General features: G+C 31.6%; 23 protein-coding genes and 1 tRNA gene. 13 read left to right on the forward strand and 11 right to left on the reverse strand.

The features are described 5' to 3' along the window. Window positions 1-2: 2 nt before the first annotated feature. The 4 genes from ACZZZA_RS08165 to ACZZZA_RS08180 all read right to left on the reverse strand — a co-directional run bounded on the left by ACZZZA_RS08165 (window position 3) and on the right by ACZZZA_RS08180 (window position 2,460). Complete coding sequence (locus tag ACZZZA_RS08165; protein ID WP_229985859.1) at window positions 3-563, reverse strand: NADH-quinone oxidoreductase subunit B; 561 nt, start codon at window positions 561-563, stop codon at window positions 3-5. A gap of 101 nt (window positions 564-664) precedes the next feature. After that, window positions 665-1,036, reverse strand: a complete 372-nt coding sequence (locus ACZZZA_RS08170) for an NADH-quinone oxidoreductase subunit A (protein WP_047447213.1) — start codon at window positions 1,034-1,036, stop codon at window positions 665-667. A gap of 121 nt (window positions 1,037-1,157) precedes the next feature. Next, window positions 1,158-1,334, reverse strand: coding sequence for a hypothetical protein (locus tag ACZZZA_RS08175; RefSeq protein WP_463430785.1), 177 nt, complete (start codon window positions 1,332-1,334; stop codon window positions 1,158-1,160). Window position 1,335: 1 nt separating this feature from the next. Beyond that, window positions 1,336-2,460 carry a GNAT family N-acetyltransferase gene (locus ACZZZA_RS08180; protein ID WP_463430787.1) on the reverse strand — a complete coding sequence of 375 codons (1,125 nt, stop codon included), beginning with the start codon at window positions 2,458-2,460 and terminating at the stop codon, window positions 1,336-1,338. Between the two features lie 105 nt (window positions 2,461-2,565). Between ACZZZA_RS08180 and ACZZZA_RS08185 the strand changes: the two genes are divergently transcribed. Next, the gene (locus ACZZZA_RS08185; RefSeq protein ID WP_463430789.1) at window positions 2,566-3,255 is read left to right on the forward strand and encodes a zinc metallopeptidase; all 690 of its coding nucleotides are present in this window, start codon (window positions 2,566-2,568) and stop codon (window positions 3,253-3,255) included. A 1-nt stretch (window position 3,256) separates the two neighbouring features. Here the strand turns inward: ACZZZA_RS08185 and ACZZZA_RS08190 are convergent, their stop codons facing one another. From ACZZZA_RS08190 to rbfA, 7 genes are all read right to left on the reverse strand, one after another. After that, window positions 3,257-3,862: an IMPACT family protein gene (locus tag ACZZZA_RS08190; protein WP_463430791.1), complete on the reverse strand. Its 606-nt coding sequence runs from the start codon at window positions 3,860-3,862 to the stop codon at window positions 3,257-3,259. A gap of 10 nt (window positions 3,863-3,872) precedes the next feature. Then, complete coding sequence (gene ribD / locus ACZZZA_RS08195; protein ID WP_463430793.1) at window positions 3,873-4,898, reverse strand: bifunctional diaminohydroxyphosphoribosylaminopyrimidine deaminase/5-amino-6-(5-phosphoribosylamino)uracil reductase RibD; 1,026 nt, start codon at window positions 4,896-4,898, stop codon at window positions 3,873-3,875. Between the two features lie 59 nt (window positions 4,899-4,957). Next, window positions 4,958-6,763, reverse strand: coding sequence for a DUF349 domain-containing protein (locus ACZZZA_RS08200; protein ID WP_463430795.1), 1,806 nt, complete (start codon window positions 6,761-6,763; stop codon window positions 4,958-4,960). A gap of 71 nt (window positions 6,764-6,834) precedes the next feature. Next, window positions 6,835-7,572, reverse strand: a complete 738-nt coding sequence (locus ACZZZA_RS08205; RefSeq protein ID WP_463430797.1) for a shikimate dehydrogenase family protein — start codon at window positions 7,570-7,572, stop codon at window positions 6,835-6,837. Between the two features lie 60 nt (window positions 7,573-7,632). Then, entirely contained in the window at window positions 7,633-9,408 is a 1,776-nt protein-coding gene (locus ACZZZA_RS08210; RefSeq protein WP_463430799.1) for an endonuclease, read from the reverse strand. A gap of 49 nt (window positions 9,409-9,457) precedes the next feature. Then, a complete protein-coding gene (locus ACZZZA_RS08215) occupies window positions 9,458-10,663 on the reverse strand; it encodes an ABC transporter permease (protein ID WP_463430801.1) in 1,206 nt (401 codons plus the stop codon). A 6-nt stretch (window positions 10,664-10,669) separates the two neighbouring features. Continuing rightward, entirely contained in the window at window positions 10,670-11,029 is a 360-nt protein-coding gene (gene rbfA, locus ACZZZA_RS08220) for a 30S ribosome-binding factor RbfA (RefSeq protein WP_463430803.1), read from the reverse strand. 92 nt (window positions 11,030-11,121) lie between these two features. On the opposite strand from rbfA, the gene mce reads away from it, so the two are divergent. From mce to ACZZZA_RS08280, 12 genes are all read left to right on the forward strand, one after another. Beyond that, window positions 11,122-11,520, forward strand: a complete 399-nt coding sequence (gene mce / locus ACZZZA_RS08225; RefSeq protein ID WP_463430805.1) for a methylmalonyl-CoA epimerase — start codon at window positions 11,122-11,124, stop codon at window positions 11,518-11,520. A gap of 62 nt (window positions 11,521-11,582) precedes the next feature. Beyond that, a tRNA-Ile gene (locus ACZZZA_RS08230) sits at window positions 11,583-11,656 on the forward strand. A gap of 207 nt (window positions 11,657-11,863) precedes the next feature. After that, window positions 11,864-13,870 carry a GmrSD restriction endonuclease domain-containing protein gene (locus ACZZZA_RS08235; RefSeq protein WP_463430807.1) on the forward strand — a complete coding sequence of 669 codons (2,007 nt, stop codon included), beginning with the start codon at window positions 11,864-11,866 and terminating at the stop codon, window positions 13,868-13,870. A gap of 154 nt (window positions 13,871-14,024) precedes the next feature. Next, window positions 14,025-15,179: a tyrosine-type recombinase/integrase gene (locus ACZZZA_RS08240; RefSeq protein WP_463430809.1), complete on the forward strand. Its 1,155-nt coding sequence runs from the start codon at window positions 14,025-14,027 to the stop codon at window positions 15,177-15,179. A 268-nt stretch (window positions 15,180-15,447) separates the two neighbouring features. Beyond that, window positions 15,448-16,401 (forward strand): TM2 domain-containing protein, encoded by a 954-nt coding sequence (locus tag ACZZZA_RS08245; protein ID WP_463430811.1) that lies wholly within the window; start codon window positions 15,448-15,450, stop codon window positions 16,399-16,401. A 2-nt stretch (window positions 16,402-16,403) separates the two neighbouring features. Beyond that, the gene (locus tag ACZZZA_RS08250; protein WP_463430813.1) at window positions 16,404-17,402 is read left to right on the forward strand and encodes a hypothetical protein; all 999 of its coding nucleotides are present in this window, start codon (window positions 16,404-16,406) and stop codon (window positions 17,400-17,402) included. A gap of 166 nt (window positions 17,403-17,568) precedes the next feature. After that, window positions 17,569-17,856, forward strand: coding sequence for a helix-turn-helix domain-containing protein (locus ACZZZA_RS08255; protein WP_463430815.1), 288 nt, complete (start codon window positions 17,569-17,571; stop codon window positions 17,854-17,856). After that, the gene (locus tag ACZZZA_RS08260; protein WP_463430817.1) at window positions 17,840-18,973 is read left to right on the forward strand and encodes a hypothetical protein; all 1,134 of its coding nucleotides are present in this window, start codon (window positions 17,840-17,842) and stop codon (window positions 18,971-18,973) included. Before ACZZZA_RS08255 ends, ACZZZA_RS08260 begins: the two co-directional genes overlap by 17 nt. 274 nt (window positions 18,974-19,247) lie before the next feature. After that, on the forward strand, window positions 19,248-19,880 hold the full coding sequence (locus ACZZZA_RS08265) for a hypothetical protein (protein ID WP_463430819.1): 633 nt from the start codon (window positions 19,248-19,250) through the stop codon (window positions 19,878-19,880). A gap of 89 nt (window positions 19,881-19,969) precedes the next feature. Beyond that, window positions 19,970-21,640 (forward strand): restriction endonuclease subunit S, encoded by a 1,671-nt coding sequence (locus ACZZZA_RS08270; RefSeq protein WP_463430821.1) that lies wholly within the window; start codon window positions 19,970-19,972, stop codon window positions 21,638-21,640. Beyond that, a complete protein-coding gene (locus ACZZZA_RS08275) occupies window positions 21,637-23,244 on the forward strand; it encodes an AAA family ATPase (RefSeq protein WP_463430823.1) in 1,608 nt (535 codons plus the stop codon). The genes ACZZZA_RS08270 and ACZZZA_RS08275 overlap by 4 nt, the downstream gene beginning before the upstream one ends. Further along, on the forward strand, window positions 23,241-24,203 hold the full coding sequence (locus ACZZZA_RS08280) for a hypothetical protein (protein WP_463430825.1): 963 nt from the start codon (window positions 23,241-23,243) through the stop codon (window positions 24,201-24,203). The genes ACZZZA_RS08275 and ACZZZA_RS08280 overlap by 4 nt, the downstream gene beginning before the upstream one ends. Window positions 24,204-24,206: the final 3 nt, after the last annotated feature.

Below are 24,206 nucleotides of genomic sequence, written 5' to 3' on the forward strand. Positions count from 1 at the left end.
TCTTAGTTGCTAATATTATAAGAGTCTAGTAAATGCTGATATTCCGGTGCATCTCTTCTTCGCAGGCTTTCACTTTCTGCCAATGCCTGAACCTGCATTACCCCTTCGATGATCTGCTCTGGTCTTGGCGGGCATCCGGGAACGTAAACGTCTACCGGGATAATTTTGTCAATTCCCTGCAAAACAGAATAACTGTCGAAAATACCACCGCTTGAAGCACATGCTCCCACAGCTACAACCCATTTTGGCTCAGCCATCTGAGTGTAAACTTCTTTCAAAACAGGTCCTAATTTTTTAGAAATAGTTCCGCAAACCATCAGCATATCTGCTTGTCTTGGTGAGAAAGAGTTTCTTTCCATACCAAATCTTGAAGCATCATAAGTTGGGTTTAGGGTTGCCATGAATTCGATGCCACAACAAGAAGTTGCAAAAGGTAAGGGCCAAAGTGAAAACTTTCTTGCCATTCCGATTACGCTGCTCAGTTTTGTTGCGAAAAAACCTTCTCCTTCAAATCCTTCGGGAGCCGGTGCATCTGTTCTTATAATTGGTTTTTGATCTGACATTTTGTTGATTTTAAGATTTTAATTTAGATTTAAAATTACGGTTAATGTTAACTTTAATTCAATTGTGTTTATCTAAATCTCTTATTTAAAATTATAATTAATTATTTATCCCAATCTAATGCTCCGCGTTTCCAGACATAAAAAAATGCCAGAAAGAAAATTGCTACAAACATTAGAACTGCGAAAAAACCTTCAACTCCGAATTCTCTAAAGTTGACAGCGTATGGATAAAAGAATACGATTTCGATATCAAACAATACAAAAAGCACTGCTGTTAAGAAATATTTAATAGAAAACGGAGTTCTCGCATTTCCTTCAACAGGAATACCACATTCCCAGCTTGAGTTTTTTACAGAATTCCCTTTTTTCTGCTGTGGTCCCAAAAAATGAGCTCCAAGCAAAGAAATGGCAACAAAACCAATGGCTACACCGGCTTGTATGAGTATCGGAATATAACTTTCGGGTAAATTCATTTTTACATTATTATCTCAAGTTGCAAATTTAGACAATAAACAATAAAGCATGAAATTAATCAACTTAAAAGTCTGATGAAAATGGAGAAAACCGATAATTTAGAATCAATAAAAATAGGAGTTACTTTTTCATTTTCTTAAGCAGAGCAAATGCCATGAAAGAGATGTAAGCAAAAAGTATACTTGCATACAAGATGTTGAAAATAGTGTTTATTCTGTCGTCTTCTATCTTAAAAAAAACATTATATGAGATGAATCCTGCGATGAGAATGGCAAAAAAAATCAGATGTATTTTCATATTAAAATTTTAAAGAATACGTTCTTCTTCTTTTGTGATTAACGGGATTGTAATCCTGCCAAAGTACCTGTACGCTTTTGTTTTCCTCCAATTCCGGGTTAGTTTCTGCAAAATCGATCCCCATATTGTTGAAACGAACAAAAATTTCTTTGAAAATAATTGCAGTTACACCACGTCTCTGATATTCCGGATGAATTCCGATGAGATAAAAGTTAGCGCGGTCGTTTTTCTTTTGAGCCTGAAGAAAATGCCACCATCCAAACGGGAAAAGCTTGCCCTTAGCTTTTTGCAATGCTCTCGAATAAGAAGGCATCGTCACAGCGAAAGAAACCAATTCATCATGTTCATCCACTACACAGATTACGTAGTTTTTAGCAATCATGGGAAAGAACTTCTCTTTATAAGTTTTAATCTGTTCTTCGGAGATAGGAGTGTAGGTGGAAAGATGTTTGTACGTCTCGTCAAGCAACTTAAACATCGGTTTTACGTAAGGTAAAATCTCTTCTTTACTATTAAAATCTAAAACTCTTAAATTGTATTTTTCAGCAATCAGTTTACTGAATTTTTCAACTTTAGGAGGCAGGATTTTAGGGAAATTCATTTCAAATTCTACCCATTCTTTTTCTTTTACCAGGCCGAGACTTTCAATATGCTTAGGATAATATTCATGGTTGTAAATTCCGATCATCGTGGCAATTTTTTCAAATCCGAAAGTCAGCATTCCTGCCTTATCGAGATTTGTAAAACCCATCGGTCCTTCAATACGGTCAATCTGATGCGATTTTGCATAATCAATGACTGTATTAATCAGAGCTTTTGAAACTTCCTGATCATCAATAAAATCAATCCATCCGAAACGAACTTTTCTGATGCCGAGCTCTTTTTCTTCCTTATGATTAATAATTACCGCAATTCTACCAACAATTTTATTGTTTTTCCAAGCTAAAAACTGCTTCGCCTCACAATATTGCAACGCAGGATTTTCCTGAGAATTCCAGGCATTCAATTCATCTTTAATTAATGAAGGCACATAATATGGATTGTTTTTATACAAATCCATCGGGAATTTTACAAATTGTTTTAATTCGTTAGGTGTTTTTATTTCAAAAACTGAAACTGCTGACATAGTATTTGAGGGTAATTTCTATTACAAATATAAATAAATATTGTCAAACCTTTGGCACAGTTTTTACATGATCTTTTGTTATAAAATGATTTAAAAAAAACAATTATGACAGGTTATTACCTTATTATAGGAATCTCAATGCTTGTAAGCTGGCTGGTTTGTGCAAGATTGAAATCCAAATTCGAATACTATTCTAAAGTACACCTTAGAAATGGACTTTCAGGTAAAGAAGTAGCAGAAAAAATGTTGAGAGACAACGGAATTAATGACGTACAGGTAATTTCAGTTCCGGGACAGTTGACAGATCATTATAATCCTGCAGATAAAACAGTAAATCTTTCTGAAGGAGTTTATATGCAGAGAAATGCTGCAGCGGCAGCGGTCGCAGCTCATGAGTGCGGTCACGCTGTACAGCATGCTGTAGGATATTCTATGCTGCAACTGAGATCAAAACTTGTTCCGGTTGTTAGTATCAGTTCAAATTTAATGCAGTTCGTCATCATGGGTGGTGTTATACTGATGGTAGCAAGCGGGAATAAAATTGTTTTATTGATTGGTGTTATCATGTTTGCATTAACTACACTTTTTGCATTTATAACACTTCCTGTAGAATACGACGCCAGTAACAGAGCAATGAAATGGTTGAAAGATACAGGAACTGTAACTACAGAAGAATTTGTTGGTGTAAAAGACAGTTTGACTTGGGCGGCGAGAACCTATCTTGTTGCAGCAATCGGTTCTTTAGCTCAACTGCTTTATTTTGCATCCCTGTTAATGGGAGGTCGCAGAGATTAATCTAATCTTGAAAATCAAAAGAAATATGTTGCATCTCAGAAAGTTTTTCTGAGATGTTTTCTTTATGGGCAATTTTTAATACAGCTTTCAAAATACAGTTTTCATTAGCATCAAAATTCACAACTTTAGCATCAAACTTTGATAGCAAAGTGAAGATAATATTTTGCTGATCAAATTGAAACTTAATTTCAATCTCAGTTTCCAGTTCTTTTGTAATGATGTTTGCTTCTTCTAAAGTAATTTTAGCAGATTCTTTATAAGCTTTTACCAAACCTGAAACGCCTAGTTTGGTTCCGCCGTAATATCGGACACTGATGACTAAAACATTGGTGATTTCGTTTGCCAAAAGCTGATTGTATATTGGTAAACCTGCACTTCCAGAAGGTTCTCCATCGTCATTAGCACGGTAATTTTCTCCACGTAAACCCATTCTGAAAGCATAGCAGTGATGGGTTGCTTTTGGATGTTCTGATTTTACTTTTTCCAGAGCATTTTTTAGTTCGGCTTCATTGTTTACAGGGAAAGCAAAACCGATAAATTTGCTTCCTTTTTCTTTAAGAAATACATTTTCAACAGGTTCTTCTATAGTTTTATATTCGTGCTGCATTTCTTAATTTCTAATGAGAATTTTTATGAAATTCTACCAGATTATCTCTGAATTGTTTGGTCTCGAAAGGTTCATGCAGAAATTTAGGAGCTTTAGTTCCGTTTCCTACGAAGAGTTCTTTATTTTTTATAACAATGGTTTCATCCCATAAATCAGCATCAATAAACTGCTGCAAAACCATACCGCCACCTTCAACAATAACAGATTGTATCTGTAACTCGTGTAATTTTTTTAAAAGCTTTTCGATAAAATTTTCTCTTTCGGTTTTGATGAATTTAAGATGTCCTTCATCTGAATTTTTCACCGAGTTAAATATCAAAGTTTCTGCTTCATGATTATAAATATGATAATCATCTGGAACTTTCAAATCTATATCAATCAGAATTCTAACTGGGTTTCTGCCTGTAACTTCTCTCGTTGTCAGACTAGGGTTATCGCGAAGAGCAGTCATCGTTCCAATTAAAATAGCGTGTTCATTATTTCTCAATTCGTGCACATACTGTTTCGTAAGCGAATTGCTGATCTGATAAGGTTTAAAATCTTTATCCATAAATCCGTCAGCGGATTGTGCCCATTTTAAAACAATGAAAGGACGTTTTTTCTGATGATAAGTAAAGAATCTTTTATTTAGATCAATACACTCATTTTCCAAAATTCCGGATACTACTTCGATTCCTGCATCCTGAATAATTTTTTTTCCTTTTCCATTTACTTTATCATGAGAATCCATGGCGCCGATAACTACTTTTTTGAATCCCAATTCTACGATTTTCAAAGCACAAGGCGGAGTTTTGCCAAAATGAGCACAAGGTTCCAGCGAAACATAGATGGTAGATTCCGGAATTAGACTCTTATTTTCAACCGAGTTGATAGCATTTATTTCTGCATGATTTTCTCCTGCTTGGTGATGATAACCTTCACCAATAATTTTCCCATGATGAACAATCACGCTTCCCACCAAAGGATTTGGATAAGTATCTCCCAGAGCTTTTTTTGCCAGCTCGATGCATCTTTTTATATAAAATTTGTCCTGCATAATATGAAAAAGGCGAAGACAAATTTCTTTGCTTCGCCTGTATAATTGTAATTTCTATTTTAATCTCCTGAAATGATGCTGTGCAGATTCTGCTTCAAAGTCTCCAGGTGAGCTTTCTTGTTATCGATCGTGTTGTACGTATCTGCAAGCATAGGATTGTCTCTTGACGGTTTTTTGAAGAATGCCAGATTGTTTTCCAATTTTACGATTTCAGCCTCAAGATCAGAGATTTGGCTCTTGATTTTTCTTGCTTTGTCAGTTAATTGGTTTTCAGATAGACCTTCTTCTTTCAGCTCAAGTTCGTTGATTTTATTCAGCTTTAATTTTTCTCTTAAAGTCTTGTTAAATTCAGAATTGATTCCGATTTTATCTCTTGGAACTTTACCGATGTTGTTCCAGGAAGTTTTTATATTTTCAATTTTCTCAATACTTCCTTCTTCATCAGAAATGGTTTTCAATTCTTCAAGAATTTCTTTTTTCTGCTTGTAATTTTCTTTCCAGTTATCGGTAGAAGCATTGCTTTTTTCACGGAAATTATTAAAGAATGTATTACAGGCTTCACGGAACTCATCCCAAATCTTATTGGTCATGCTTTTCGGTACGTGACCTATTTTTTTCCAGTCGTCCTGAAGTTTTTTGAAAAGTGCCACTGCCATTTCCCAGTCTTCCGAAAGCATATTGTCTTTCGCAGTCTGGATGAGTTTTAATTTCTCATCTAAATTCTCCTGCTGAGAACCTTTTAAAGACTTGTAATAATTATTTTTAGTCGTATTGAAATTTCTTAAGGTAGCTTTAAAATCATTCCAGTTGTTGTTGGATAATTTTCTCGGGACATTTCCTGTTTTTAAGAATTCAGAACGAAGTTCTTCAACTCTTTTGATAGCGTTCTGCCAGTAATTATGGTTTGGAGTGTCTGTTGGTTCAGATAATTTTTTAATCTCACCAATAATCTCATTTTTCTTTTCAAGATTGGCATTCTGCTCGGTTTCAATAGCGGCAGAAAGTTCAGATTTTCTTTCGTGAATTTTATTTGAGATTTCCTTAAATTCATCCCATGTTTTTTCACGAAATTCTTCAGCTACAGGTTCTGCCTCTTCTTTCCAAAGTTTGTGAAGATATTGTAATTCATTTAAAGCTTTTTGTACAACCGGCTCATTTTCAAGCTCTTTTGCACGGGCAATAATGTGCTGTCTTTTTTCAAGATTATGGCTGTACTCCTGCTCAAGAAATTCTTTATTCAGATCCAGCATTTGATAAAACTGATTCAAATGGTGGAAATAATTATTGTTGAGGATTTTAAATTCAGATTTTGCAACCTGTCCGGCTTTTGACCATTCTTCTTTAATCTCACGAATTGATTTAAAAAGATTAACTCCGGGTTCAGAATTGGTATACAAATTTTTCAGTCTGTCGATCAATGCTTGACGATGATCAAGATTTTTTTTCTGCTCTTCTTCCTGACCTTTCTGGAAGGTGTCGTGTTTTTCTTTGAAAATGTGAATCAGCGCAGAAAGTTTAGATTGTGCAGGATGCTCGAAACTGAAATTTTCAGGTGCGTTTCCTGCATCAGTATATTCGTGCTTTTTATCTTCAATCTCATCATGAATGGCGTGACTTGCTTTTTCTTTTAGTAAATTGAACTGTCTGAAATTTTCCCCTGCAGCCGTAGAATTGATGATTTTTTCCATTTCTTTGAGAGCATCAGCTAAAGAAATAGCTTCGTCTACATGCTCTTCTGCATGCTCAGTTTCCTCTTCATGTGCAGTTTCTTCAGAAGAAACTGTGTTTTCTTGTATTTCCTGTTGAGTTTCCTCGGTAGAAATTGTATTTTCTTCGTTTTCAGAAAGATTGTTTTCTGTAATCATAGCAAATCTTTTGTGTGAGTGGTGTTTATTTCTCTTTATAGAGTAAAAACCAAATAAAGTACTAATTTATGTTATTTTTTTTTATTATTCCAAATTTCCCATGCTTTTTCTGCCTGCTGTTCAAACATATAATATCCGTTCACGGTTTTGGCTTCCTGTTCTGCTGATTTAAGAATAAATTTCGAATAATTTGGGTTATAAATCAAATCCATCACCAGATGATCTTTTGATAGCCCGTCGAAAGGAAAGTTTAAACAATCATCAGTATTTGGGAAAGTTCCTACAGGGGTACACTGCACGATAATTTTGTGATCTTCGACCGTTTTTTTATCTAAATTTTCGAAATTTAAATCTGAGTTTCTGGAAACGATCTGATTTGAAATTCCATTTTTACTTAAAATATACTGTATTGCTTTTGCAGCACCGCCATTTCCTAAAATTAATGCTGTATTCTGATGAGATTTTCTATGGATTTTGAGCGTTTTTTCAAATCCAAAAGCATCGGTGTTGTAGCCTGTACTTTTACCGTTTTCAATCAAAACACAATTTACGGCACCTATTTCTCTGGCTTCATCGCTTAGATTATCCAGATAATCAATGATTTTTTCTTTATACGGAATAGTGACGTTGAAACCTAATAGTTCGGGATCTTTAAATAAATTTTCCACCTCATCAATTTCCTGCAGATCGAAAATGTTGTACGAAAACTCATTAAGCATGAGTTTCTGAAATTTATCTTCAAAAAATTTCTTAGAAAAAGAATAAGAAATGTTTCTCCCGATGAGACCTAGTTTTTTATTAGCATTCATAGATCAAAAATAAAAAAAAGACCGAAAAAATCGGTCTTTAAATTAGAATATATTTTTTAATTATTCAACAATGAATTTTGAAGAAGTATGGTCTGTTTTGAGAATGTAAATTCCTTTTGTAATTCCGTTGAGATTGATTTTGTTCGAATTTTTGAAAGGATTTGAAACTGACATGATTAATTTTCCGGATACATCATAAATGTCAGCTTTTGAAATTTTAATTAAATTTTCACCTTTTACAAAAAGTTCGTTATTCTTCACAGGATTAGGGTAAATGCTGAAAGATTTTGCTTTTGTAGTTTCTGCTGTGCTTAGAGTATTGAAACAAGTCCAGCTCAGGTCATCAATTGCCACTCTGTTTGAGGAAACAGGATTAATGAGTTTGATGATGATGTTACCTGAAACATTGATATTATTGATGGTTGTAGTAACTACATTATCTCCGTAAGGAACTGTACCTACAGTTACGCCATTGATTTGCAAATTCAAACTGTTTGAAGTACCACTAAATTTACGGTGCGTTGTTACCGTTAAACTTTGAATACCGCCAGAAAGTGAGCTGCTTGTAAGATCACCATTCTGAATCGTGATTGCTTTTCCTGTAATGGTTTGATCTGTTCGTGCATCTGTGGCAGTCCATGTAATGTTATTACTAGTCCATGTTCTTGTTGTATAGTTCGTTGCACTTGCCGGGATATTTGTAAAATCTTCGGTTCCACAACTTCCGCCTCCGGGTTGTCCTGCTAAAGTTGTTGCGGTTGAAGTATTGCTTTGTGGCGATGGGTTTCCGGCAGCATCTGTGGCAATGATATAGAATGTATATGTTGTGAGTGGGTTTAATCCCTGAACTGTTGCAGTAGTTCCTGTTACGGTTGAATTGAATGTTCCGTTAACATAAATTGCATATCCTGCAACACCTACATTGTCAGTAGAAGCTGTCCAGCTTAATGAAACTGAATTGGAAGTAGGATTGTTTGCGACAAGATTGGTTGGAGTTGTCGGAGCCTGAGTGTCTACTACAGGAGTTCCCCAAACCGCATTTACAAATTGCGGGTTGTCAATATATGGATTTCTATTTCCCTGGAAAGAATATGTAGCGTTGTTTCTACCAATCTCAGCTAGTGAAACAGGATCCTGAGCATGCCAAGCAAGCAATTGATTAAGTTCCCATGTTTGTAATCCCGGGAATGCTGTGCTTCCAAGCATGTCTCCCGAAGAAAACCCTGAAAGTTGTGTTTCGTATCTTGTAACGAAGTAAAATATCATTCTTGCAACATCGCCTTTGAATTCATTGATTGGTTCAAAAACAGTTCCTGAATATCCTGCTGATGCTGAAGTTCCCAATTTTGAACCATTTAAAGATATAAATGATGACGTCTGCACGACACCGAACGGATAATTAGATCTCATACCGTTTACTTTTCCATCTGTTGCCCTTACGAAATGTGCATCTGATTTCATAGGAAATGCTTCGTTGAATAAGCTTTGTGGTACGATATGTTCTCTGTTGTAGCAGTTTCCCTCTACAGTATAATTTCCACATTGGTTGGTAACTACGGTAAAGTTGTACGGATCTGCAGCGGTTGGTCTTTCAGAATAGATATCTAAAATAGAACCGTCGTTTTCGTAATAATAATCACGATCTGTAGTTTGATATGCGGTCCACAATCCGCCATATCCATTATCTGTGTGACCATTGGTAATAATAGTTTTCAGTTGGCTTTTCAGAGCTGCACCCGTAAGAGTAGCTGTCCCATTATAATATCCCGCAGGAATCTGTGCAAAAGCATTGATGAACACAATACTTAATATTAAAGAATATAAAATTCGCTTCATTTTTTTTTAATTGGATGGCAAATCTACGAAAAAATTGAAGTGTAATATATTAATTTTTAGTAATATAATCTTTACTGATTTTAGAGAAGAACCAAGAAATGGAAATTCCGAATAAAGATGCCGTTGCTGCTACAATGAGATAATTTTCTGCAACAATCTTTACTGGAAAAGGAAGAGTTTCAACTGCTTTAAAAAACTCAGTTTCCAGTTGGAAAAAACATAACGCTGTTCCCAAAATCAAGCCTGAGATAACACCCAGAACAACAATCAGAATACCAGTGTAAAAATATGTTTTTCTTAAATGACTTAAAGGAAATCCTAAAGAGACTAATGATTTTGCCTGTTGTTTTTTATCAAGCTGCAAGATAATAATTGCTCCTGCCAAGTTGAATGTGGTAATGAAAATTACCAAAGCGAATATTAAATAAATGAAAAGTTTTTCTGTATTGATCATCTTCCAGAAAGCGGCATTTTCTTCCTGTTTGGTTTTTATTTCAATTCCTTTCCCGATTGATGAAAGCAAATCTTTTTTTACTTTATCTATTTTGTCAGGATTTTTGAGCTTAATAACAATTTGGTATGCTGAATTTTTTGGAAGATCAAGTAATTCTTCAGATAACTCAATCGGTGCGATGATATAATTGTTTAGTTGATCATTTCCCGGAAAAATACCAGTAACCAGAATGTTTTTTTTATTGTAAATATCTTCTTCTTTATTGATAATTCCTGTTCCGGATTTTGGCATAAAAACGGTAGCAAAATTATTTAAAGTGTCTACCGGTATTGAGAGGCGCATTTCTAAAGAATGCTCCATAATGACCTCATTCGAATATTGAAAACCGGGATATTTTCCGAAGAAAATAGTTTTATCAATAGGATTTACTTTAATATATGAAGAATCTACCCCTCTTAGATATCCGATGTCACCTTTTCCGTTGTAATTCAGATATACTTTCTCTTCAATAACACGAGAAAAATCCTGAATTTCTTTATTTTTATGTAAGATATCTTTTATCTTATCAAAATCTTTAATTGTTTTGCCTGAAGTACTTTTTACCGTTAAATCGGCATGCAGATTTGAAATAAGATTCTGATTAAAAACCTCTAATCCGGAGAATACGGAGATGATGACAAACATTGCTGCAACAGCAACCATCATAGCGCCTACAGCCAACCACGTAATAAACGTGACAGCTGTACTTCCTTTTTTAGATAAAAGGTAGCGTGATGCGATATAAAATGCAATGTTCTTCAAAATAGTTTACAATACAGGATTGTCTCCTTCACCTCTGAGTTCTTTTTCCAGCTTTTCTACATCATCAAGTGCTGTATCCAGATAAAAGTTAAGCTGGGGGATTACGCGCACTTGTTTAGCCATCTTCTGACCAAGGAAATTTCTGTATTGTGCTTTATTAAGCTCAATTTCTTTCATGATCGAAGCTCTGAACTCTTGCGGAAATATGCTTAAATAAATTTTTGCCACTCCCAAATCGGGTGAAATTTTCACATCAGAAACCGAAACTAAAAAACTCTGTTTGCTTTCAGCTGATTGTTTTCGGAAAAGTTCTGCGAAATCTTCCTGTATTATTTGTGCTACTTTTCTTTGTCTGTTGCTTTCCATAAGTTCTGCAAATTTACTATTTTTGTTTGAATTGCCTGTTTGAAAATGTAGACAACATTCAAAACTATGATTAATCATTGTAAAATTATTTTATGAAACTAGAACATATCGGTATTGCCGTAAAAACTTTAGGCTTTTCTGACGAACTTTTTGAAAAGCTTTTAGGAAAAAAATCATATAAAAATGAAACCGTGGAGAGGGAAGGAGTCACAACATCTTTTTACCAGACAGGCGAAAGCAAAATTGAGTTGCTGGAGGCAACGCATGCAGATAGTCCGATTTCTAAATTCATAGAAAAAAGAGGTGAAGGAATCCATCATTTGGCATTTGGGGTAGAAAACATAGTTGAGGAAGTGGAAAGGTTAAAAAATGAAGGTTTTGAATTTATCTCTGAACAACCCAAAGAAGGAGCTGATAATAAATTAGTTGTCTTCCTGCACCCCAAATCTACGAATGGAGTGCTGATAGAACTTTGCCAAGAAAAGCGATAAAAAATTTTGTAATGAAAGAAATTTTACTATTTTTGCAATCACAAAATTTAACCAAATTTTGAGGTCCTATAGCTCAGTTGGTTAGAGCACCTGACTCATAATCAGGTGGTCCCTGGTTCGAGCCCAGGTGGGACCACAGATGTGAAGAACGATTTTCTTCCAAATTTTTGAAAACCCCTATTTTAGGGGTTTTTTTGTGAAGTTATCTCGTCATTGTTCTCCATCATTCGTCACCAAAGCGTCCCCCTTTCTGACCCCTTGTTAAATAATATATTTACACAATGTAATTTTTATGATCAGATTATTTGCCTTTTGATATATTTGGTAAACATAAACCATGAATATGTCTGAGAACAAATTTTACAACTTAGAAGAAATAGCTAAATGGCAGTTAGAAGGTGATGAAAAAATAAAATTGCCAATTTTACAAAGATCTTTCGTTTGGAAGCCTAATCAAATTGAAACAGTTTGGGATTCTATCTTACGAGGTTTTCCGATAGGATCTTTTCTTTTAGGAGAAACTAACGATAAAACATTTGAGCTTTTAGATGGTCAACAGCGTTCAACCTCAATTTCATTAGGTTTTTTTAATCCTTGGGAAGAAAAACATGCTGAATTTTTTGATGTGAAAAATAAGGATTATCATCATGTTCCTACAGTTTGGATTGATTTAAATCCTGAAAAAGTAAGTAATACCAATAAGTATTTAATAAGAGTTCTTACAAGATCACATCCTTGGGGTTATCAGGCTAAAAATAATAACTCTATTTTATCAGTTTCTGATAGAAAAAAAGCTTTGGAGATTTTTAAGATAGGGAAAGATACACTTAATTACACTGAGTTAAAGAATACTGAAGTCTACCCATTTGATGCAAATCTTCCTGTACCTTTATCTTTTCTTCTTGATCTTGTATCATCAGGATCTGTAAATCAGGCAAGGAAGGATGATTTCTTTGCACGAATTATGAAAATTTCTCTGGATAAATCAAAAGAAAGTTCTTACTTGGAGTTTATAAAATCTCAAGAGTTTGATGGTTTTATTGAAGCCTTTAGAAAGCATCTAATGAACTACTCTATACCAGCAATAGTGATTAATAAGTCATTGTTGAAAGAAGATATACAGGGAGACAGAGAAGATCCAACATTATTTGTAAGATTAAATTCTGAGGGAACTCCTCTAAATGGAGAGGAACTAATTTATTCAATTTATAAAGCTGAATTTCCTAAAAGTAAAAAATTAGTTGAGTCTCTTAGTGCTGATTTCATAAAACCTTCACGATTGCTGTCATTTGTCAATAGGTTAGTTTGGTCTGCCTTAAATCAAAGTAGTTATCCAAATTCTTTTAGTGTAAATCAATTTAGAGATAGATTAAATGATCCCGATTTTTTACAAAATTTAGAGAGCTTTATTGGTAACGATATTGAAAGTGTAGCAAGTAATGTTTTAACAAAGTCATTTGATATTTTACTATCTGAAGATGGAACTAAATTACCTGCTATTTTAGTGAAAAGTCTAATAAATGATTATCCTGAACTCTATCTTTTTTATTTAAATTGGATTTACATAAATTATAGTAAAATCGCATTTGAAAATTTTTTAGATATAAAAAAAGGATTTGTTTATTTAACATTTTTTGCTTTAGATAAGAATAAAATATCAAAAATAATATGGAATGAGTCTTTGGACTTTTCTTTATGGAGTAGTAAGAACTTTAAAAAACTTATCAACGGTAATGCTTTAATTGTTGCAATGCCTCAACTTCTCGATTTAGAAATCGTTTATAAAAATGTAGTTGAAAAAAAAATAAGGTGGAATGATTTTTATCCTTCAGATGAGCAGTATTTAAAACTTTTTGATAATACATGGGAAGAAAATGAAAATGAAGAGACTTACAAAATACATTGGAATCACCTTGCAAATCAATTAGCGTGGAATCGCAATGTCTTAATATTTTGTCAAAGGGATTATTTTAATCAAAATTTTCAGGAGTTTAATAATCTTGAAGTTTTGAGCGATACTAATAGACCATGGGATTATGATCATATCTATCCAAGAAGTTGGGTTTATCAACAACATAAAGTAAATCCACTGATAAGAGATTGGCATAATATGAATGCGAATTTTAGAGCTATATCATTAGAAGAAAACCGTAGTGATGGTAATCGGGAAAATCCTAAATCAAAGGCTATGGATAAAAATGCTCATGATTATTTTATTAGTAACGATAAAGATTTTTGGATAAAGATAGAAAAACCTATCAATAACCAAGCTGATGCAGAGCATTTGTTAAATGCATTTATAACAAGGACTGTAAATTTCTACAAAGAAATACATGATTTTCTCAATTAAAAATCACTTTAACATGAATTTAACTATTTTAACATGATTGCAACTATTTGATTTTCAATAATTTATTGATTAATTGCAATATTTTATCTATCTTCGCTAATTTTTTAATTGTTACCGATCTATGGTATAAGAAGAACAATTAAATATATTAAAAATGAGAAAGCCTATTATTAAAGCAATAATCAGAACAGATAAAGCTGATAGAAAAACTGGTGAATGCCCAATTTGTATTCAAATAAGAATGAATGGTGATAAAAAAAGAATTTCAATTGGAGAAAAAATTCATCCTTCAAATTGGGACACTGACTCAGGTAGAGCAAAAAGCAGAGGTTTTGCAATACTTAATAAGATTATTGATAAGCGAAAGAATGATTTGGAAGAATTCTGTACTGATACTCTTCTAGCAGGTCAACAATTGTCCTTTTCTGATATTGATAAATTTTTAAGTGGTTTAAAAAATGGTAATTTCTACGACGTTTTTGACTACATTGTAGAGTTTAAAAGAAAAAAGATCTGTGAAGATACCCTCTATAAGTATTCAACATTAAGAACTAGATTAAAAGCATTTCAGCCAAAAATATTTACTTCCAATATTGATGTTGCTTTTATAACAAGATTTGATACCTATTTAAAAAGTTTAGAAATTGGAGATGGAGGAATATTTAATCATCACAAATGTTTAAAAGCAATAATTAATGCTGCAAATAAACTAACAGACGTAAAAATTGAAAAGCCATATGGGAAAGATCTTTTTGAAATTAAAGCTCCCAAGCATAAAACAATCTTTTTGGATGAGGAGGAAGTTGTTAGGTTTAAGAACTTTAAAAGTTCAGATTTGATTTCAAAAAATGTTAGAGATATGTTTTTATTAGCTTGTTATTCGGGATTAAGATATTCAGATTTGTTTTCGCTAAAAGTATCAGACGTTGATTTTAAAAAAGGAATGATCTCCAAAAATATGTTAAAAACAAAGTATGATATTGACATACCTATAAATGATCAAATGAAAAGTTTATTAGCTGGATATATGCTTGGTAAAAAATCAAATGAAAAAATTTTTAGAGATGTGAGTAATCAAGTTGGTAATTCTCTTTTAAAAGAAATAGCAAAGGAATGTAAAATCTATAAAAACATAACTTTCCATGTTGGTCGTCATACTTTTGCTTCATTTTTAATAAATAAGTACAATGTTTCTTTACCTATCGTAAGTAAATTGTTAGGTCATATAAATATTGCAAATACATTGATTTATACGAATTCAAATATTACTAATCTTAAAAGCGTTATGAATAACGTACATTTCGGATAAATTGATAAATTTGTAATTCAAAAATATAATAAAATAAAGTAAAAGCGTCGCTTTTATTCTGTTAGGGGGAATCTGGTAAATTCAATACACTACAGGGTAAATAAGTTGATGCTCACGCTACGGCGTGGGCTATCCTTGTTTATGGTGTATAGGTTTACCAGAGCCTCCCCCTTAATAGACAAAGGTTTAGTTCCACGCTTTTTCTATGAATTTAAGCGACTGTATGGAACTTTGCAGTCATATAATAATCATGGGAAACTTTTCTTTTATGGTTCAGAAAAAATATCTAGATCTGAATTCTGAACAACAACGTATTTTTACTGGAGAATTTGAAAGACGCAAAAAATCCGTAGGAGTAGCTTATCTACTTTGGATTTTAGGAGGTTGGTATTACGCCTATCTCAAAAAACTAGCGTGGCTTATATTATTCTTGCTTACGGCAGGTGGATTATTTATTTGGGCAATAATTGATCTATTCAGAATCCCAAAATTAGTAGAAGATTATAACAATGATCTTGCTTTAGAGATATTACGAGATATTTCAATTATGTTTCCTGCTCACGAGAATCAAAGCTTAGATCAAACTGCTTCGGAAAAGAGTGTAAACGCTCATTACATAGGTCGGAAAACGCAATCGGGAGAAAGTTATTCATTTTTTATTATCCTTGGCATAATCGTCTTATTGAGCTTTTCTGCGTTTTACTTTAAACCTGACCGAACTCAAATGCAAAATAAGGTTGTGGATGAAATGATGACTAATCAACCTCAGCTTTTAAAAATGATGAAAGACTTTTTCATTGGAGAAAAGCTAAATGATGAATATTCGCAAAATTTTATTTTAAATACATTATCAAAAAATGGATATACTAATGTAGTTAGCTACGAAGAAGATTTTGTCTTGTTAAGGAAACTTAATTTTAGAGATGAAAATTCTAATGAAGATGTAATCACTGCCTATGGACTTTTTGGATTTACCAATGTGTTTTTTAATGATAAAAATTTAAAAGAAGATAATTTTCTCAATAATAATATTCCCAAAGAGCAAAAAAACCATCAGTATAGAAATACCAGTTTTGATTTAAAAGAAAGTAAGCCTGATTTGGAAAAGAGATCTTCAACTAAAGATGAATTAAAGACGATAGATGATCCGTTAAACGGAGCTGAAGTTCCAAGTCAAACTAAAAAGAAAACTGAGCCTGAAGAAGATTCCATTAAAATTTGAAAATGAAAAAACTATTTTTAATCACAACTTTATTAATGTTTTCAATCATCTATTCACAATCTTCAGATTACGAAAGTAAGGTAAAGGAAACAAAAATCTATATAGAAAGTATTTACAAGAGCGATTCTAGTAAAATTAAATCTTATGTAAAAAACTCACAAAATGGAAAAATTTATTCGTTAAAATCACTTGATGTTTATGAGGAATACGGATATATGGTTTACGATAATATTTATCAGATTTTGGAAAAAGATAACAGTATTGTTTTTGTTAAAAAACTACCATATTATTGGGCTGAAGGAATGGCATTCAATGAATCTTTTTACGAGTATTATTTTGATGAAAGTAAAAGATTAATCGGAGCTAAAAAATCAGCACACACATCCTATTATGAAAATCCAAAAAATGTAAGTTACAATATAGAATATACCCTGAATAAAATAACGGATAAACTAGAAAGAACTAATGAATATTACGCTGATATAAATCAAAGGAAACTAGATTCACAATCAAAAATAATTAAACTTGCAGATAAAGACGGATTAACAAAAAACTCAGTGAAACTTATGGATAAAATTACTTTCAGTGATTTGGAAGGCTTTATGAAAACGGAAAAAATTAAATATTATCGTACTGACAAAAAAGAACGAGAATTAGTTTTTTCTGCACCAAAAAGTAATATTGGAAAGGGAAATAACGACGATCCTTTAGGTGGCGATGAAAACGGTGACAGTAAAATAGGAATTGGCAGGAAATTGCTAAATTATATTCCTGGAACTATGGGGCGAGGCGGAACTCCCCCCGCACACAATTGCTCACTTAATGGAGTTATAAATATCACTTATACTGTAGATAAATTTGGACGTGTTACTTATGCACGTAGAATTTCTGGTATTTCTGATGCCTGTGTTGTTTCTACTTCTATTTCTTGGGTGAAAAAATATGTTAAGGCTGAAGAATCTACTACTTCATCTTCTGGAACATATACGATCAAATTTTAATAATTATAAAAAATCTTAAATTTTACGAACATTTTCCATGTAATTAGACGGTATGTACCGTCTTTTTTTTGTATTTTATACTTTTTAACTAATTTAACAAAACTTTAACTTTCATGAATAGGAAATCGTGATTTTCCTAGAGTTAATAATAGTATAAATAATTTTTATGAGACCATTACAAGCAAGAAGATTTGTCTTTATGATAAATCAAAACAAAAAACAGAAAAGAAGAATAGATGCTTTAGAATCAATTGTTCGAGCTTCATTAAAACAGAAAGACATTTTAACCTTTGAAGAAATAAAGGTGGAATTTAACATGAGCAGATCTACTTTTGATAGGTACAGAGCAAATGGTTTAAAGTACAGCAAGCCGAATGGCGGTAAGATTTATGTGAGAAGAATTGACTTGGAAGAATTTTTAAAAAGAAAAAATAGTTATGGTCGATTTAATTAAATTTTATCTTGAAAAAATCAAAATCAGTGAGTATATCCTAGCAACAAAATTTATTAAAATAAAGGAAGAAAAGGAAGAAGATGGATTCGAGTATTTTAGAGCTGATCCTGATTCTATTTCTTTTTTGTCTAAAAAAATAAAGGATAGAAAATCTATTGAACAATTACAATCTGAAATCGTACTTCAGCAAGCAAATAAAATTAAGAAGCTGTCTTACTTACATAAATTTATCAGTTTTAAGCGAAGAAAAAACGAAGAATTTGGGAGATTCTCAGTTTGTCAAAACATTAGAAAAGATCTCATTAGAATTAAAAAATTAGATCCTTTTAAAGATTTAAGTAGTTATGATTTTGTTGAAATAATTAATTTATATGCAGATGAGTTTAATATTGAAAGAGATGAGTTTTGGAAAGCGAAAGTCACATACATTGAGCTAGGAGTAAATATTCGCTTTAATATGAATATAACTTCTATTATCAGCAGTATTTCAAGAATGAAAGGAATGGAAGATACTCTAAGGATTAGCGATAAAACAATCAACTTTAAAAATCAAAAATATGAGGTGGCGATTTACGATAAACTTGAAAGGGAGGCTCAGCAAGGTGAGGTTTTTAAAGATTCAAGTCAGGTACGAAGAAAACAGTTGGTTAAAAAAATTGCCAATCATAACAGCTTTGTTAGAATTGAATTGAGGGTGAAAACTGTAAGTCAATTTAATCGATCTGCAATAAAGAAAAACATTCAGTACTTAGAATCTATTAGAGAGGAGAATGAATCTATTGGTAAAGAATTATACAAGCTTTTCGCTAATATATCTTTTGTAAATAAAATTTCACCAGATCTTGATCAACGTCTTGTCAAGTCTCAGTTGAAAAGTAAAAGCGAAAAAGCTTTTGATAATTATTTAAAATTCCAAGGATTAAAATATTTTGGGATAACAAAATTTGTTGATTTCGCTTCTCCTATTTTAAATACCAATATTAGAAATAAATATATTGAAGAAGCTGAAAATCTCTATAACAGCTACAAGAAAAATAACGATTTTGTCAAAAAAGAATTTCAAAGAAAAGTTTCTGCAAAAATTAGTAAACTGACTGCATCGAGTATTTCCGAGTAGTAACTAAGGTTAATATATCTCTCTAAACTTTTAAACTATACAAGTTAAATAGAAGTAGATCAATAGAGAGGAATCCAAGTAAATTGGAGTAATTGAACATATCAAAACCACTGAAGAAACAAGTAACTGTGATTTCTACCACCTCATTAATTAAGCAAAAATTTTAGATAGAGCTAAAGTCTTATAACAAGTAAGGACTGCTGGAAATGTGTCTCTTTATGGTGGATAAAGTTTTCGAAAGGTTTTCTTCAGTTTAATAATTTAAATCAAAAAAATGACTAAAATAACGAGTAAAAATAATATTAAGTATAAGAATGTTGCAACCAAGGAGTGTGAAGCATTCAAATTTATGTATTCCTTGCAGGAAGCTATGGGTTCTAAAATGACGTACTTCAACTTCGTAAAAGGAAAGAATGGAAGGTATGCAAGTAAGTATGTCCCAAACATTAGCTTAGAATTTAAATCTAGTACATATGCTGATAAAGAAGGTCTGGTGCTTCTCATTTATGATGAAGTAAATAAAACGACTGCTATGTCTAAATTTGTAAAAAGAATTATTGATTACTGTCTTGAAGATAAACCTCTTACTCTACCTTTTTCTTTCAGTGATCTAAATAATGACTTGGGGTTTACAAATTATTCAAATAACCCTAGTAAAAAGTTTTCCAATAAATATTTACTGATGAAGTTTAAGGATGTAAACCGAGTGCTTCAGTTGAAATTTCAATATAAGGAAGAAAACGAGAAGAATAAATTGTCTTTTGAATATGTAAATGATGAGAAGAGAAAATGGAGAGATCTTAAAATGATTGATAAAATCCTTGTAAAGACTAGATTTAAGACCTTATATAAAGAATTTTGGGGTATGTCTTTGGATTTAAAAAACAGTGATTACTGTAATTTTTAAAAGGTATTTAATTAGAAAACAATGAGATTTTTTCTCGTTGTTTTTTTTTATTTTTAAGTATGGTAATTTATTTAGATTAATTTTGTAAAATGGAGAACGTATTTTATGATATTCCCAGTTCTTGGAAATGGGTAACTTTAGATGAGATTTCTGTAACAAGTAGTGGAGGTACTCCTGATAGAAAGAATTCTAATTATTTTGGAGGTAATATTCCTTGGGTAAAATCTGGGGAACTGAATTATAATACTATAACTGAAACGGAAGAATCTATAACACAAGAGGCAGTAGATTATTCGAGCGCAAAGATTTTTCCAAAAGGTTCATTACTGATCGCATTATATGGTACTACTGTAGGCAGAATGGCTTTTTTAGGTATTGATGCGTCTACAAATCAAGCAATAGCATCAATAACTCCCTTTTTAATAAATACAAAATATTTATATTATTATTTAATGTCTTCTAAAGAAGAATTATTAAATAAAAGAGAAGGAAGCGCACAGCCTAACATTAGTCAAAAAGTATTAAATAATTTTTTATTTCCTCTAGCACCAAGTCAAGTACAAAATAAAATAGTCGAAAAGATTGAAGAATTATTTAGTGAATTAGATTCAATTTTACTCAATTTTGAATCACTAAATACAAAATCAAAAATTTATTGGTTTTCAGAAATAAATTCTTTTTTTAGAGGCAAAAAAAGATATGTTGTGCTAAGTAATGTTAGTATGCCTCAAAAAAAGTTAGAAGAAATTGATAAGAAAAGAGCATCACTAAAAAAAATATATAAAGGAAAGAATAATCTTGATAATAAAGATATTATCAGTTATGATTTACCATCCCATTGGAGATTAGCAAAACTTTCAGACTTATTTATTAATCCAGTAGAATCTATAACAGATGGGCCATTTGGCTCTAATTTAAAATCAGATGATTTTCAAGAGACTGGTCTTCCTATTTTGAAAATACAAAACATAGATAGAAATAAATTTATTTCGAAGGATATATCTTATATTTCAGAAGAAAAGTTTAATCAATTAGAAAAACATCAATTTAAGAGTGGAGATATTGTTATTACAAAGTTAGGCAGTCCTTTAGGTAAGGCTTGTCTGGTGCCTAATAACTTTAATAAAGGAGTCATTGTTGCAGATTTAATCCGTATAAAAGAAACCGATTATATTAATTCAAAGTTTTTAATGCATTCATTAAATTCCCCTTATATAATTTCTCAAATAGAAAAACTTTCGAAAGGTACGACAAGACAAAGAGTTACATTAAGTGATGTTAGAAACTTAGTCATTATTTTCCCAAGTTTAGAAGAACAAGAGTTAATTGTTAATAGCATCGAAGAATTATACGATGAAATTAATGGATTATCCGAAATCATCAATCACTCATCTTCGAGTGTTCAAGCATTAAAACAAAAAATTTTACAAGAAGCTTTTAGTGGAAAACTAATAAATGAAACGCCAAATGATGAGAATGTAAAAGATTATTTAGAACAGATTCTTCAAAAAAAAGAAGACTATTTAGCTAAACTTAAAGAACGGCAAAAGAACATTGTAAAAACAAAAAGAAATAGTATAGATATGGATTTATTGGAGATTTTAGAAAAAGAGGACAATCCCATAAGTTCTTATAATTTATGGCAAAAGTCTATTTATAAAAATGATATTGAGGAATTTTATAAAAGACTTAAAGGGTTAGAATCTAAGATTAGAGAATATAAGGAGGGACATTTGTCATTTATAGAATTAATAAAATGAGAATAGACTATATACACATAAAAACAAGATTTAAAAATCTTGAGGATTTTAAAATTGACATTGACCAAAGTTCAATGAAAACAGTTTTGATTGGTCTAAATGCTACAGGAAAATCAAACTTTCTTGAAAGTTTACTTATTATCTTTGGAACATTGGAGCTAGAGCATAAAGATAAATCCGATTTAACTTTTAGCTACTTTATAAAATACCAATGTTATGGAAAAGATATTGAAATTGACTATGACCATGTAAATGATGAATACAAATTTTCAATATTACAAAAAACTAGTAATGAGGAAAAATTGGTTATTGAACATAAAAATAGAAGGAAATTTTTCAATAGCAAAAGAAATTATTTACCTAAACATGTATTTATATATTATTCAGGCATAAGTAATAGGTTAGGGAAATACTATGACAAGTATATAAAAGATTATTATGAGGAAATCATTAAAGAGGATGCCAAATATGAAGAATTTAATGATATACAGCCCATTTTTTTGGTTCAAAATGTACATGGTTCATTAGCACTTTTATCATTCTTTTTAAAATCTGAAGAAGACGAAAAGACAATAAATTTTTTAAATAAGGAGCTTAATATACATGATATTGTTTCAACACTATTTATTATTAAAAATCCTGAATGGAGCAAGATTAAAAAAGAGGATGACTTTCTTTGGGGAGCAAAAGGATTGGTTCGGAGATTTTTAACTGATTTATTTATGTTTTCTCTTGCCCCTATTTATGAAAAGTCAAGAAGAGCTGTCAGCTATAATAAAGTGGAGACAAATGAATTGCTCTATTTATTTATCAAAGATAAAAAAACATTTGATGATTTTATTTCTCTAAAAGATTTTACACGGAATCAGTTATTCAATGCTTTAATAAGTCCTGATTTATCAAATATGTTATCAGGTATAAAGATTAAGGTAAAAAAGGAAGATATAAATGGAGAGCTATCAATGTCTGAATTCAGCGAGGGAGAACAACAATTATTAACTGTATTGGGGCTTTTGAAATTTACGAAAGACGAGGAATCACTTATACTTCTTGATGAACCAGATACACATCTAAATCCTCAATGGAAATGGAAATATTTAGATTTCCTTGAAGAAGTTGTCGATAATCCCGAAACAACTCAGATTATATTTTGTACACATGACCCTTTGGTTATAGGAGGTCTGGATAAAAAGCAAGTTGTTATCTTCAAAAAAGAGGGTGATAAAACAATAACTGTTAATCCTCATATTAGTCCAAAAGAGATGAGTGTTGATAAAATCCTCACAAGTGAATTATTCGGAATACCTTCTATTATGAGTAAAGAATTAGAAGACAAACTTAATGCAAAAAGATTCTTACAAAGTAAACTTGTCAATGGAACTATTTCAAATGAAGAAAAGGCAAAATTTAACGAATTAGAAGCATACTTTGAAAACATTAAATTTTATGAAACTTTTGTTGATTCAAGATTTGAACAATTTGTGAAATTAACCAGTGAGCATGAGGAATTTAGCAATAGAAATTATTCTGATGAAGAGAAAGAAATGCTAGATAAAATTGCGAAAGAAGTATTAGAAAGTATTTTAAATTCTGATGAAAAATGAGATACATAGATTTATCAATCATTGAAAATAAAGTAAAAAAAATTCGATGGACTGTCAAGTTAAGTAAGAAATATAAACATTTAAACCACCTAACTTTTGAGGAAAACGGAATCGATTTTATTGACTGGTACAAAATTGAAGAATTTCATCTTTTACAGCTTGAAGGAAAATCTTCAACAGAACGGAAGGATTATATTAAAAAATACATTGATTGGAATATATTAAAATCTATATTTGTAAATGAATATGGAAATAAGTGTTGGTATTCAGAGGCACCTTTGGATAATGGTTCTATTGATCATTTCAGACCAAAAAATAAAGCAATAAATTTTTGTTTGGATGAAGATAATCCACAGCATAGATTTATTTTTAAAAAGGAAGGATATTGGCGATTAGCTTACAATCTGCAAAATTTTCGATTAGCTTCAAATACTTCGAACACAAGATTTGACGATATGGAAGCTGAAGATATTGAAATTGGAGGTAAATCAATATTCTTTCCTTTAAAGTGTGAATCAGATGGCAGTTATATTATTGCAGATAATTATAGCGAAATTATTTCTGAAAAATCACTTTTACTAGATCCATTAAATTCTTCCGATTCTGGTAATATTAACTTTGATAAAGATGGTAAACCGTACGTTTTTGCCTTTACAGAGACGCAAAAACTTAAAGCAGAAATCTCAATAAAACTATTCAATTTAGGAAACACATTAAATTTTGTGAACGAGCGCCAAAAAATATGGGTAACTGTTGAAAAAGTGATCGAAGAAACAAAAACCTATTTTGGAAATACAAATATTACCGATGAAATTAAATTAGAAAAACAAAATAATTGTTTTAAGAAGATAAGAGAGCATGTAGATAAAAAAGCTTTTTTTTCATCTGTCGCTGATACTTGTTTGAAAACTTATCAGATAAAGCCAGGATATGAGTTCCTAGCACAATTCAAACCCTAAATA

Source organism: Chryseobacterium sp. AC405b, from assembly GCF_979258685.1.